The organism is Serratia sp. JKS296 (assembly GCF_900215445.1).
In the GTDB taxonomy this organism is placed as follows: Bacteria; Pseudomonadota; Gammaproteobacteria; order Enterobacterales; family Enterobacteriaceae; genus Serratia; species Serratia marcescens.
This window is the reverse complement of record NZ_OCMX01000003.1, coordinates 19,686-31,333: the sequence shown is the minus strand read 5'-3', so window position 1 is coordinate 31,333 and position 11,648 is coordinate 19,686. Positions and strand designations below refer to the sequence as shown.

Genomic DNA, 11,648 nt, shown 5'->3' with positions numbered 1-11,648 from the left:
TGCCGTCTGACAGAGAGGGGGGACATTTAAGTGTGCTAGATTTGCATATATATCAAAGTGTCATATTAACTATTGACTTGATTTATAATGTTTTTTCATAAAGGTGAGCCGCTATGCCGCGTCCAGTCAAAGGAATAAGCTGAAAGGTGAGCCGGTATGCCGTTAGACTGCTTATCAGCTCACCCTATACCGCATGAAAGGTGAACTCATGTAAGTTTGATAGTTCACCTTTGGGTGAGAATTTAACTTTACACATTCTCACTTCTGATGTAGTGTTTTAGCTAACGGATGATCAAGCAGGAGTTTGTTGTCATGAAATTAGCTAACGTAACACCAAAGACTAAAATTCGGCACCGTAATGAAATAAACACAACATTTTCTATGTTGCCTTTATCTGCTCGACGAATTCTTTTTATGGCGATTGCTCAGCTTGATTCAAAAAAAATGTTGGAGCAAGGCCAAACATTTCGTATATCGGCAAAAGAATATTCTCTTGTTGCTGATGTAGATATCTCTGTGGCTTATAAGCAACTAAAAGAAGGTGCTAATGAACTTCAGACTAGTATAATCAGCATTCCTAAAAGTCAGCTTTTGGAGCCTTTCGCGAGAGCTGGTGATCCCTTGCTACCAAAAAAAGGGAAAAAATCTCCGGTTGATACTATACGCTCTTTAAATTTGACTGAATATTGTGATTATGCAGACAGTGAATCAACCATAGAGCTTAGTTTCTCTCGTCATGTGGAACCTTATATCTGTAGGTTAAAGGATAACTATACTACTCAAGTGCTTCTATCAACAGTTAGATTAACGGAGTCGAACGCAAGCGCCCTTTACCAATTGATAAGAAAAAATATTAGCGCTGGTAAGATAAACTATTTTGACATATCCGTTGATGAACTGAAAGATGAGATGAATCTTTATAAAGTGATTGATGGGGAGAAAGTGTACTCATATCCTGAGTTTAAAATATTTAATCGTGACTTTATAAAGAAAAATGTAGACATGATTAACAAGATGACTGAGATCCAACAACTAAAATATGAAGTGATAGAGAAAGTGGCTCGGAAAGCATCTAAACTCCGTTTTACTTACTCCGTCAGCAAAGACAGTGAAGCTGAGGATGAATTTTCGGATGAGGCGGTAGAGGCTGTAACTAAAGAAGAAGTAAAACTTAGTCGCCCACATTCAAAACGTGACATCAATGAGATTTCCGAACCGGATACTCAGATCCCGCCGGGGTTTAGAGGTTAAGGAGAATGTATGTCTAATATCTATCAGTTCCCACAAGGACAAGACCGGCAACGGTTTAAATCGGCCGTTAAACATGCCAGGAGCGAACGTAAACGATCGGCAGCAAAAAATACGCTCTTTTCCTGGGCTGCTTCTGCGTGGTTCTACTCTCGCCTTGCCGTCGCTTTTACTATGACAACCGTCGTTCTCTTCGTGATAAACCTTCTGTATTCTTTTAGAAAGGTTCTCACGTTTCTGACGGTTGTTCTTGGCCTGATCCTCTACTACACAACCTATGAGCATCATTTTTATAAGGGAAACGATTTTACGCTACTCTTTTGCATAGGGCTCGTTATCATCGCGCAATCGGGTTTAGGGCTTAATATCTTGATGATTCGATATCAACCATTTTTACGGCTATTTCGTGTTAACGATACGAAAGAATCCAGCGATCGCCAACGCGTAAGCAGTGAGGAACCATGAGCGAATTTCTCAGTTTTTATGCAGCTGATTTAGTTCAAATCCGTGGCCTGTTCGTGGCCTCTATCCCTGGAAGAACGGGGTTTGATGCTAGCTCTGTACGTGCATGTTTAAAGAACGATGCAAGATAGGCAAAGTGTTCCCGTTTGACGTCATTTCATTCCGTCAACCGTTTCCACTTTGCCAACCCTGCCGGTGGCTCTCGGAGTTGCTACGCAACAAAAGGATATGAAGATGGATTACCAACAGCGCAACCCACTAACTGATGCAGAGAAAGAATTCTATGTTAACCTGGTGCAGCTTTGCCCCCCAGGAACGGTAATTTTCAGCAAGATTAAGCTCGCTGAAGTTGTAAAGCCAACGGCTGAATCTGGAACTGATAAGTTTTACGATGATGTAAAGAAAATCCTGAGTCATACTCTGGATTTTGCTGTTTATGATTTGAATAGAAATTATACCGTTGCAGTTATTGATTTTCAAGGTAATAGCGCTGCAAATGAAGAACGGAAAACATTCCTTACTTCTGTTTTTGACCAGTTATCAGTAAAATATTTTTGTGTAGAGAGTGTTGCGGAAGCCTATTTAATCGATATTTTTTAATGAGGGTGCTATGGGTTTAGTTAAGAGTCAATTAGACGACATGCAGGAAGAAAGGAAAGATGATTGGATACGTGATTACATGGGGCTTGATGAAGACGATGAGCTCGATGAGTTATCCGCCGATTATCTTGAGGCTGAGTATCAGTATCAAGAGCTTCAAGATCATCTAGCTGATGAAGCTTGGTATCAATTTGAACTGGAGCAAGAGCAAGAACGAGAAATCGCATGGTTGAAGCGTAATCCACATCTAACCATTTACAATCAATATTTACGCTCCTTGAACTCCGTTCTCTCTTTAAACTCCATCCAGGGGAATGAAGCGCTTTTGAAAATGCAAGTGGCCTACTGCGTCACTATTTTAGAATCTTGCCTCAGTGAGATGCTTAAGTCCGTTGTTTTGTCATCCAGGGAATTTTTAGAAAATGCCGTTACCAACGTAAAGGATTTACAGAACTCTACTGTTTCTTTGAAAGAGGTACTTAAAGAAAGTAATATCATCGAAAAGCGGGTAATGAACCATCTATCTGAGTTGCTTTATCACAATATTCCAAAAGTGTTAAATACTTACCAGGCAGTGTTAAACGCTCCTAAACCCAAAGGGCTCCAACTTAGTGAAGTGATAAAACTTACATCACTTCGTCATGACATAGTTCATCGTGATGGAAAATCTGTAGATGGAGTTAAAATGTCTCTATCAGAAACAGATGTAAATTCCTCAGTGAAACTAGTTAGTGAATTTTTGACTGGTGTCAGTCAATACATTACATCAGCTGTTGATGAACGGCATCAGAAAATAGAACAGCAACGTTTAAAAGAAATTCCGCCATTTTGAGTAATGCCCCTTTCGGGGCTTTACTTACCAAGCATCCATTTACAAATCGCTGGTATTCCTTTCCCAATGATTACGATAGCAAAGACAAGATACAAAGTGATGTATGCTGCATAAAACAGCATTTCAGGCCATGATGTTTTTTGAAGAATTTCGATTATGTGGTTTACTAAGTCCATGTACCCCCCCCTTTTTCTCTGTCAGTTCCAACGCCCTGGGCTTCGCAAACTAATTTCGCCTAGCAGCATTAGCAGGTCGTTATCATCTAATTTAGCCAAGGTTTTTAACGCAGCACGAATAACGTTGGTTTTTGTCGCACCGGTTCTCTTGGCGGTGTTTTCTACGAAATCCTTTTCTTCTTCGGTCAAAGTAAACAGCGTAGGTTTAACTTTCTTACGCGTCTCAGGGCGCTTATCCCCTTCTCTGATAAACGATGTTACCTGCTCATTCTTATCTACTGCCTCGGATTCTGAGGCAGGCTTACGCATTGGTAATTGTACTTTTGGTTTTGTTGACATAATTAACACCTATTTACTTTTGACAAATAAACATAAAAAAATAAGACTTATGAGAGTGTACATGTAACCGGTAAGCATCACTCCATCACTGAATTTCAGTAACGCGAGTACCGCGTACGCAACTGCTGTGATCACCGATATGATAGCGAGCATTTATCATCCTTTCTCAATATCAAAATATCCCGACTTCATGGCACAGTAATTCAATCTCACCCTTAGCTTGGCCGTCTTTTGCTTCATGTACGCCCTGCCCTGCGTTAAAGGTTTTGACGTACACGGTACGCTCGCCGATGCGCTGTTTTGTCGGCTGTAACCAATACTCATCGCTCTTAAGCATATTAGCTAAATCGGTGGCGTCAGTATTCCCGCTGCGCGTTGAACAACGGTTAAAGACCAGGTGCGCTTTCAGAGAAGGGTTGTGCTTTTCCTGCGCCGTTCTGACGGTTTCCGTGAGGGCTGCGATAGAGTCGATCTCCGATTGCGAGGACGGCTTTACCGGCGAGAGTAAAATATCGCTCACTGTGAGCGCTGAGCGGAATTCCTGGCTATCGTGACCGGCGGTATCAACCAGGACGATATCGTAGCGCTTGTTCAGCTCTGTGAGCTCTTTACGCAGATCGCCGTAGGCTTCAACGAACGTAAAGGATGGCAAACCGGCGTCCTGGCGACGTGCATACCAGCTTTTCAAACATCCCAGCTTATCGGAGCCCACCATAGCGATGGTTTTCTTCGTCATATGACGAACCGCTACGGCAATATTGGCCGCTTTTGTTGATTTCCCTACGCCGCCTTTGTGACTACCAATCAGAACAATCATCATGACCTCACTCGTTAGTAATATATTCGACATATGCAGATTAGCATTTATCAGATATATGTCAACAGTAATATGTCAGATATATTATCAATAATATATATTCAATATATTCACTAGAGTGTGGGCTGGCACTTCACTTACGATGCGCGGAAACCCGGTTTGCGATCGGGTGCTGGCAGCAAATGAGGTTTAGCCCCTTGTTTCTGGTAGGCTGGCGAAATTGATGGCATTAGAGGGGGTTAGGTGGTGATGGTAAAATAGTCATGAATGATGTAACTAAAATAGATTGTAGATAAGGGGGCATTGCCCCCTACTATCACTTATAGTTCCATCAGGCTGCTATGGGCTCGTTTGTAGTCATCTATCTTTCGCCGTAACTCGTCGCGCTCCCATTTCATAGCACTTAGCTCACGCCTAAGACGCTCAATCTCGTCACTGTGGCGCTCATACGTCATCAATGACTTGAGCAGTGTCTGCGAAGCGGTTTTCTCTCCTAGCCGCTTCCCAACTGCCTCTAGGGCTGTATCATGCTCTGGCTGTGTCCTGATCGTTAATGTACCCATCTTAATATCCTTTGATAGTATTCTGGCGGTCGGCGCCTGGTTCCGGGTTGCGATATTGCCGTCATTATTCCGTTGGCCATCGCGCCGGCGCCGCCACTTTTGATAGCAAATCTACCGATCGACGTCGATGAATGCGATATTACAATCGCCGCACAAGAGGTTTAGCCCAGGCTTGCCCCAAGCCGCCGCCCCACATTCCGGGCAAACGTGCTTGTGTCGCGTCTTTGGCTTGGGTTGCAGAACGACACCCGCGACCTCGCCCCCATCCTCTTCATCATTACTCTGCACTGACGGCACTAACGCCAACGTCAAGAGACGCTCAACCCCGTCTTGTCCGTCTGCAACGGGGTGATCTTGAACAGCCTGCGCCAACGTTTCTCGCCACTGCTCAATAATCGGCGTTAGGTCTTTGGGCTGTTCGACCTTAACCGGGAACCGATCAAACCAGCTGAGCGCAAAACCGGAGCGAAACAGCTCAAGCGTTTCTTTCATGAAGCGGCCGCCGGGGATAGGGTAGTCGTTCATCGATTGCCCGACTTTATTCCCCCCAGGCTGGCCGGTTGATGATGGCATAAGGCCGACCAGTTCCATTTTTGCCGCCCACTGCGCATTGTGATAACCCTTTCTCGACGGATTGCCAAAATGGAACTGCCACATATGGCACTGCTCATGCACTAACGTTTGCATGACCTCGATCAGCGGGTAGACCGGGAAATACTCAGGGTTGAGGGCAATCTCATCTATCTGTGTACCGTCCGCCGGTGACACAAACCGGTTACGGCTGAAATAGCCCATCGTGTTCTTCCCTCGCTGGAACGTGATGAGGCAATCCGGCAGCTGGCCGCCGAACAAGCGCTGATTGTAGAAGTCATACGCCTGTTGCAGCTCCGCATAGGCGCGTTCTGTCGCCCGTTTCGTCATCAGATTTTTCCTCGCTGGAGCCAGTTATCTTAATTTTGCAATAACCCCACTAAAGCCCTGTGTCAACAGGGCTTTTTTATGGCTTTTACATATACTTTTCTGCAAGCAAATCAGCTTCCCTCAAGGCAGGCTCCAAGTTTGTCGTGTAGTCACAGATTACATCCCAACCGTCATTACCATAAACAAAGAGCACCCACCCGACGCGGCGTTCGTAGTCACCAGCGCGGTAAACCTCCAACCGATCAATGTCAGTAGAAAACATATCGGCAATAATGAGTTCAGCATCATTTACTGGTGAATTAACCACTTCCTCGCCATCAAAAACGCTGATCTCATACCCAGCTCGCAGCAGACCGTTAACAGCTGCATTAGCAATTTCTCTCTCGATACGAAGGCGGTTATCTAGGTTCATGTTGCGTTCCTTTTGGATTTGTAATGTACAAAACAGATAATGGCACACATTAATGTATTGTACAATACACCTTGCTATCATTATTGAAGCTTTCGCCCTGGGTTGGGTGTTGATTTACTATCATTATTGTGTGCATCGAGGCGCTGCAGCGAGTTGATTTGATAGCTTTAAAGGGGCATTTCATTATGTAATGCCCTCTGACCTATCCCATTTGACTACATTTTGATTTGCGTTATTCTAATGGAGCTGAGCTTACTCAGCTGGATGAAGCAGACAGATTTACCCTGTCATCCCGCTACCAGCTTCCGTTGGTCAGGCCAAGTCCGGTAAAGGCGATTCTGAATACCAGAGAACTCTCTGGCGAAACCCACCTCAAGGTGGGTTTTGTTATTTTGGGTACACCGATCGCAATTCAGGGATATATCCGATATATGTCGGATATGTCTCATCTCTAAGGTTGTTCTGTCTTTATGAGCTTGTGCTATGATTAAGCTGTACATGCATACAGTGGTTATCATTATCATGAAAGACGGCTACAACCCTTTTCAAACGACCGGCATCAACTTTTTCCGGCACTGCGATGAGATGATCCAGGTTGTCTACCTGGGCGCGTTTCTGGAACGTATAGAACCCGGTACTTTAATTTTCTTTCAACGCCTCGATGGCCTGTTCTGGATGGGGCGGGTATGGCCTGAGCTGTTCTGGTTTGAGCTCGAAAAACCGGTCACAGTCATGGAAGGGCTGACGTTTCTTTCCCAGCAGCACTACATGCGGGTACTTCACGAGAAGGAAGGGGATTTTGTTCATCAGCATGAACTCCCCTTTTAGATTCATATCAGATATATTGATATATCTGATATATAGTCAATCAAGCACTGCCTTGCTTGAAGGGGCTGGCTTCGCCTTTGTTGCTAGATGGCTCAAGAACAAGAACAGCAATGAGATCCCAACCCCTACCCACTTATCGGGATAAGATGAAAACAGGGAGATAAAGAAAAGCCATCCATAGATGGAATACAGGGCGATTCTCGCAAAAATATTATCCATAGGTTCCTCAGTTCGTTAAAAACACACGAAGCCTGAATGTACAAAAAAACATCGGCAATAACAACGCGCACACATCAATATATATGGCATATATCTGATATATTGATATATCGCATATATCTTTTGCTTATCTTAACAGTTGCTGCATTTTTGTCCCCCCAGGTGCTACCATTGGGCAACGTTAACCGATAAGGAAAAGAGCATGGAAAACAGAGTGATTGGGTTAATCACTGGCGCTATCAAGAGTGAAGGGCAATTCCTGGCACTGGCAACAAAAGTGCGTCTCGAAGATGGAAGGGATGAGGTGTTGTACTTTGCATTCCCGAAACTTAAAGGTCTGTTGTTTACCCTGCAAACCAAACTGGGCTTGATGCAAGAAAGCGGCACCTTTAACACGGCACAGACCAGCCAGGAAACCGATCAGGAGCAAGCCCGGTATCGCCAGCAGGCCCTGACGTTCACCGACGAGGAACTTAGCACACCCGACGCCCAGAAAGGGGTAGTGTCGATTTCAACGTTACCCGGAGAGGGGTTTATCACTCTGGATATCGCACGCATAGACGGCCAGCGTGTCAGCTTCGCTATTCCTGATGCCGCCATTGAAATCTTCACCGGCTATATCCTGCATACGCTCAAAGCCGCTGGCGGCGATGCACTTATGTCGCACGCTATCTCAAACCTGGACTTCATGGGGCTTTACTCGGTGGAATACGGCTCAAACGGGGAGCTGGACTACGAATTTTACAATCAAGATCCGTGGCAGATGAGCGCACTGAAGCACCACATGGCGATCTTGTATACCGTCAAGAACGGCACCAGGCAGGAAGTCAAATGTGCGGCCATCGTGAAGACGTCCATACCAAGCGGGACGCCGGAAACGCTCGATATGGCTAAACGCGTCGCAGACGCGCACCCTCGCCTGGCCGCATACCAACACAAATTTGACACCATTCACACCCACCTCCTGCACAATCCATCAGATCAACCGATGGAGCTGGACGCAGCGCTTGATGTGTTGTCGCGCTTATACCTTCGTCATGCCTCCGCAGGTAACGCTTAAGCATATCTCTGATATATTGCTATAGGTACATATCGGATATATTTCATAACAAATATATCCGATATATCATAAAGGTGATATATCTTATATATCTTTGTGACTCATCAGCGCGATCGCGTCTTCCGGCTGCATCGAGAACATCAACCCCAGGTCGCGAGTCACATCCAGGGCAAATATCTTGGTATAGACTTCCGTACTCTCGATACGTTGATGTCCCATCAGCGCCTGCACTTTCTTGATGTGAACGCCGTTCAGCAACAGATGCACCGCGTAGCTGTGCCGGAACGTCTTCGGCACGATAGGGCGCACCGAGAACGTTACCCCGTCACGCTCAGCACGGCCAACAGCCGCCTTTAACCAGTTACGCGGGGTTTCACTGCTCTTGAATCCCCAGATCGGCGTTGCTCGCCGCGTCATCAGCTTGAACGTCGCAATATACTCCTGCACCCGCCGGACATAGGCCACATCCGGCAGCGGCACCGCGCGCAGCGGTGGCAGCTTCTCTTCCTCTTTCTGGCTTTCCAGGGAAGGGCGGCCAACACGCCGCCGGGGTGCCTGGCGCTGCTTGAGGGTGCGCAAGCGAACAAAGGGCATCAGCTGATCGTGAAAGAAAAAATCGTTCGGGGTCAGCGCAGCGGCCTCGTTCGGGCGTGCGCCGGTGTTCCACAACGTCTCGAAGAAAAGCCGCTGGTGCATGTCGGGAAGATAGGAAAGCAAAACGGCCACTTCCGGGGCGAGCAGATAGAGCGGCAGATCCAGACCGGCGGCGATCGCCACTTCGCGTAAGCGAACGGCGTGATCAAATCCCCACATCGGGGTGATTGCGCTACGCGAATTCTGCAAAACGGCGGGGGGTAGAAGACTCAATTTTTCAATCTCCGCAATCTGGTCACTATTGCATCACCCGGTCATCAAAATCGATTGCCGGATGCTGGTGTGGGTTAATTGTGGCAGAAGGACGGGAGTAGGGCGATGGGAAAAATTCGGTGATCGGTCAGAATGGGATTTGGGGAGTTTTCGGGTATACGCCAGAAAAACCCAATACAGCCAGGAGGGAAGCCGGGCGAACGGGACGCCCGTCGCCGTTGCCCGGCAGTATCAGCGGTGTGCAGGCACTTGATACCACAGGGATTATAACGCGTAAGGCCAGGGGAGGGGAGCGATTGGGCTCTTTGCCGGTAAAGCCCAATTGGCGCGACACTATCAAAAGAGATCGCCCGGAGAGGGCAGTGAGACACCAATCAGGCGAAGGATAAAGCCCCGCCACCCTTTGTTAGCCTGTTGGTTTATCTTATACAGTTTATTTCGTTCTTTTATGAGCTTCTCCCATTCGGAACATAGCGTTATATCATCGAGATCGGTGATGTGCTTAACTTCACCATTAAATACAACCGTGTTAATACCGTTTCCAACATTCATCGTCTTATTCCCTTAGTGGGCTTATCAGTAAAGCCCGCAGCTTAACAGTTAACGTGTGTGCTAGGAAGATAGCCGGGGTAAAAATCACTTTAACTTCGAGACGAGCATTTTCATAATAATCATAGAAACAACCAATATAATTGAAACAATCCCAAGCCCAGCAAACAAGATATTATAAGGTTCCGATAAGTAGAATGCGCGAAGTGTCATTACCGAGAACATAAAAAGTAGAAAAATCAGAACTGTATGGCTCATAGCTAAACCCTCTTCCATATGTAAACTATCTTTTTATTGGATAATGCTTGTCTTGCGTTCTTCTCTCTTGTTCAAGATTCTTTGTTTTGTTGCTGACTTTTCTTTGCAGCAACAAATACACAATATATATTAAAGGTATTAAAAGAAGAAACACCGGATACATCCACATTACAATGTCATCCATGTTAACTCCTTTCTCTCATGGTAGAAATCAAAACAGAAATAAACAGCATAACCACGGCGACGAGTGTTGAACCATACGCAATCGCTAAAGTTACCTGCGGATCTCCGCTCCATAACCCTTTATCATGATAAATACCGGCTGATGACAGAGTAGCCAATACAAGGTAGGAAAGGAAACATAAAAATGATACTGCATCACGCTTTAGATAAAGAATAATAACTAGGTAAAGCACGAACAGGGTAGGGACTGATAAAATGACTACCTGAGAAAAAAATTGTTGTATTTGCATCGTCAATTCCCTTTAGGAAGCAAACAAATAGTTTACACCAAAAACATAAATCGCCGTGACTCCGAACATAAACCCATATAAAGAGATCCAATAGATCGGAGGCTCATCATATACATCTCTAGAAATGATGGCTTCTAGCGTCAAAATCAAGTAAGCGATAAACATAGCTGCGTACATGTTAAAGCTTTCACGCCAGAACGTGAACCATATCCAGGGAACCGCTACAATAAGAGCACCCAGAAAAATAAGTCGAGACAAAAACATAAAAACCTCCTTTTTCGAATCACAAAGATGATGATACATCGTTTGATATCTTGATTCAACTTATTCCTTTATGCATATCATCAAATTTCTCTTTGAATTTGACAACCTCATTATAGCAAAACTTCCTTTTTCGCCATGCGGCATTATGGGTACAGAGGGGGAGTTGAAGCCCTTTTAAAACACCATCACTTTTGAAAGCAAAAACCAATTCACCTTCGTCAATGCCTAAAAGCGCTGCGAATTGAGCCGTGTCTAGGGTTAGTCTTGTCATAGAAGGTACCGGGATTATGGGATGTAGCCGCCAGGCGGCTTTCTGTTACCCACGAACTCCACAATCGCCCCTGATAGCCTTGCACCGGCTATCAGGGCGCTCCCGTTCGCGGAGGTGGCTGGTTGGCCTCTCCGCTTCACTGGCTTCGCTCATGTGGATTTGTGGATAACAGGTGGTGATAGCATTTAAGCTGGCAGCAGCTGCTGACCAGGCGTAAAAATGGTATCAAAAAAGGGTTCGATCGCTGGCCGGCCGCCGATAGGATGATAGTAAAGGGGGGGCTACTTCACGTACTTCCAGGCAGACGCCGGGACTTTATCGAATATGCGTCCTACCGCCAGTTCTGCTTTGCGGTGATCATACGCCCCGAGGAAAAACGCCACATCATTATCATCGACCTTATCCCGCATATGTTCATACATGCGCTCTAACGTATCGATGTTACTTGCCTTGCGGAACTTGAAGAGAAAGGATTGTTTTTCCATATGC

The 11,648-nt window shown here is 45.6% G+C and carries 16 protein-coding genes; 6 read left to right on the top strand and 10 right to left on the bottom strand.

What is annotated here, in order from left to right:
* Positions 1–312 precede the first annotated feature (312 nt).
* The 4 genes from CRO23_RS24605 (at position 313) to CRO23_RS24590 (ending at position 3,142) form a co-directional block, all read left to right on the top strand.
* Positions 313–1,251, top strand: coding sequence for a replication initiation protein (locus CRO23_RS24605; RefSeq protein WP_097103374.1), 939 nt, complete (start codon positions 313–315; stop codon positions 1,249–1,251).
* A 9-nt stretch (positions 1,252–1,260) separates the two neighbouring features.
* On the top strand, positions 1,261–1,713 hold the full coding sequence (locus CRO23_RS24600) for a hypothetical protein (RefSeq protein ID WP_060452201.1): 453 nt from the start codon (positions 1,261–1,263) through the stop codon (positions 1,711–1,713).
* Between the two features lie 231 nt (positions 1,714–1,944).
* Complete coding sequence (locus CRO23_RS24595; protein WP_176519346.1) at positions 1,945–2,310, top strand: DUF2726 domain-containing protein; 366 nt, start codon at positions 1,945–1,947, stop codon at positions 2,308–2,310.
* Positions 2,311–2,320: 10 nt separating this feature from the next.
* Complete coding sequence (locus CRO23_RS24590; protein WP_097103372.1) at positions 2,321–3,142, top strand: HEPN domain-containing protein; 822 nt, start codon at positions 2,321–2,323, stop codon at positions 3,140–3,142.
* Positions 3,143–3,339: 197 nt separating this feature from the next.
* Here CRO23_RS24590 and CRO23_RS25025 read toward each other — a convergent pair whose 3' ends face one another.
* The 4 genes from CRO23_RS25025 to CRO23_RS24570 all read right to left on the bottom strand — a co-directional run bounded on the left by CRO23_RS25025 (position 3,340) and on the right by CRO23_RS24570 (position 6,370).
* Entirely contained in the window at positions 3,340–3,657 is a 318-nt protein-coding gene (locus CRO23_RS25025; protein ID WP_141398642.1) for a hypothetical protein, read from the bottom strand.
* A 172-nt stretch (positions 3,658–3,829) separates the two neighbouring features.
* Complete coding sequence (locus tag CRO23_RS24585) at positions 3,830–4,477, bottom strand: AAA family ATPase (protein ID WP_158524131.1); 648 nt, start codon at positions 4,475–4,477, stop codon at positions 3,830–3,832.
* Positions 4,478–5,148: 671 nt separating this feature from the next.
* A complete protein-coding gene (locus CRO23_RS24575) occupies positions 5,149–5,958 on the bottom strand; it encodes a SprT-like domain-containing protein (RefSeq protein WP_097103371.1) in 810 nt (269 codons plus the stop codon).
* 85 nt (positions 5,959–6,043) lie between these two features.
* Positions 6,044–6,370: a hypothetical protein gene (locus tag CRO23_RS24570; protein ID WP_097103370.1), complete on the bottom strand. Its 327-nt coding sequence runs from the start codon at positions 6,368–6,370 to the stop codon at positions 6,044–6,046.
* Positions 6,371–6,853: 483 nt separating this feature from the next.
* On the opposite strand from CRO23_RS24570, the gene CRO23_RS24565 reads away from it, so the two are divergent.
* Positions 6,854–7,198, top strand: a complete 345-nt coding sequence (locus CRO23_RS24565) for a hypothetical protein (protein ID WP_097103368.1) — start codon at positions 6,854–6,856, stop codon at positions 7,196–7,198.
* A gap of 421 nt (positions 7,199–7,619) precedes the next feature.
* Complete coding sequence (gene yjeJ, locus CRO23_RS24555; protein ID WP_097103365.1) at positions 7,620–8,477, top strand: YjeJ family protein; 858 nt, start codon at positions 7,620–7,622, stop codon at positions 8,475–8,477.
* Positions 8,478–8,561: 84 nt separating this feature from the next.
* On the opposite strand, the gene CRO23_RS24550 is transcribed toward yjeJ, so the two are convergent.
* From CRO23_RS24550 to CRO23_RS24535, 6 genes are all read right to left on the bottom strand, one after another.
* Positions 8,562–9,290, bottom strand: a complete 729-nt coding sequence (locus tag CRO23_RS24550) for a tyrosine-type recombinase/integrase (RefSeq protein ID WP_097103364.1) — start codon at positions 9,288–9,290, stop codon at positions 8,562–8,564.
* Between the two features lie 390 nt (positions 9,291–9,680).
* A complete protein-coding gene (locus CRO23_RS24545; protein ID WP_060452229.1) occupies positions 9,681–9,896 on the bottom strand; it encodes a hypothetical protein in 216 nt (71 codons plus the stop codon).
* 280 nt (positions 9,897–10,176) lie between these two features.
* Positions 10,177–10,335, bottom strand: a complete 159-nt coding sequence (locus tag CRO23_RS25170; RefSeq protein WP_176519345.1) for a hypothetical protein — start codon at positions 10,333–10,335, stop codon at positions 10,177–10,179.
* 1 nt (position 10,336) lies between these two features.
* Positions 10,337–10,624: a hypothetical protein gene (locus CRO23_RS25020; RefSeq protein WP_141398641.1), complete on the bottom strand. Its 288-nt coding sequence runs from the start codon at positions 10,622–10,624 to the stop codon at positions 10,337–10,339.
* A 319-nt stretch (positions 10,625–10,943) separates the two neighbouring features.
* Entirely contained in the window at positions 10,944–11,159 is a 216-nt protein-coding gene (locus tag CRO23_RS25015) for a hypothetical protein (RefSeq protein WP_141398640.1), read from the bottom strand.
* Positions 11,160–11,440: 281 nt separating this feature from the next.
* Positions 11,441–11,644 carry an Hha/YmoA family nucleoid-associated regulatory protein gene (locus CRO23_RS24535; RefSeq protein ID WP_085337713.1) on the bottom strand — a complete coding sequence of 68 codons (204 nt, stop codon included), beginning with the start codon at positions 11,642–11,644 and terminating at the stop codon, positions 11,441–11,443.
* Positions 11,645–11,648 lie beyond the last annotated feature (4 nt).

Excerpts from the sequence above, each read along its gene's own strand:
- CRO23_RS24535 (WP_085337713.1), bottom strand. The coding sequence starts at position 11,644 with ATGGAAAAACAATCCTTTCTCTTCAAGTTCCGCAAGGCAAGTAACATC.
- CRO23_RS24585 (WP_158524131.1), bottom strand. The coding sequence starts at position 4,477 with ATGATGATTGTTCTGATTGGTAGTCACAAAGGCGGCGTAGGGAAATCA.
- CRO23_RS24545 (WP_060452229.1), bottom strand. The coding sequence starts at position 9,896 with ATGAATGTTGGAAACGGTATTAACACGGTTGTATTTAATGGTGAAGTT.
- CRO23_RS24575 (WP_097103371.1), bottom strand. The coding sequence starts at position 5,958 with ATGACGAAACGGGCGACAGAACGCGCCTATGCGGAGCTGCAACAGGCG.
- yjeJ (WP_097103365.1), top strand. The coding sequence starts at position 7,620 with ATGGAAAACAGAGTGATTGGGTTAATCACTGGCGCTATCAAGAGTGAA.
- CRO23_RS24565 (WP_097103368.1), top strand. The coding sequence starts at position 6,854 with ATGATTAAGCTGTACATGCATACAGTGGTTATCATTATCATGAAAGAC.
- CRO23_RS24570 (WP_097103370.1), bottom strand. The coding sequence starts at position 6,370 with ATGAACCTAGATAACCGCCTTCGTATCGAGAGAGAAATTGCTAATGCA.
- CRO23_RS24600 (WP_060452201.1), top strand. The coding sequence starts at position 1,261 with ATGTCTAATATCTATCAGTTCCCACAAGGACAAGACCGGCAACGGTTT.
- CRO23_RS24595 (WP_176519346.1), top strand. The coding sequence starts at position 1,945 with ATGGATTACCAACAGCGCAACCCACTAACTGATGCAGAGAAAGAATTC.
- CRO23_RS24550 (WP_097103364.1), bottom strand. The coding sequence starts at position 9,290 with ATGTGGGGATTTGATCACGCCGTTCGCTTACGCGAAGTGGCGATCGCC.
- CRO23_RS24605 (WP_097103374.1), top strand. The coding sequence starts at position 313 with ATGAAATTAGCTAACGTAACACCAAAGACTAAAATTCGGCACCGTAAT.
- CRO23_RS25170 (WP_176519345.1), bottom strand. The coding sequence starts at position 10,335 with ATGGATGACATTGTAATGTGGATGTATCCGGTGTTTCTTCTTTTAATA.
- CRO23_RS25025 (WP_141398642.1), bottom strand. The coding sequence starts at position 3,657 with ATGTCAACAAAACCAAAAGTACAATTACCAATGCGTAAGCCTGCCTCA.
- CRO23_RS25020 (WP_141398641.1), bottom strand. The coding sequence starts at position 10,624 with ATGCAAATACAACAATTTTTTTCTCAGGTAGTCATTTTATCAGTCCCT.
- CRO23_RS24590 (WP_097103372.1), top strand. The coding sequence starts at position 2,321 with ATGGGTTTAGTTAAGAGTCAATTAGACGACATGCAGGAAGAAAGGAAA.
- CRO23_RS25015 (WP_141398640.1), bottom strand. The coding sequence starts at position 11,159 with ATGACAAGACTAACCCTAGACACGGCTCAATTCGCAGCGCTTTTAGGC.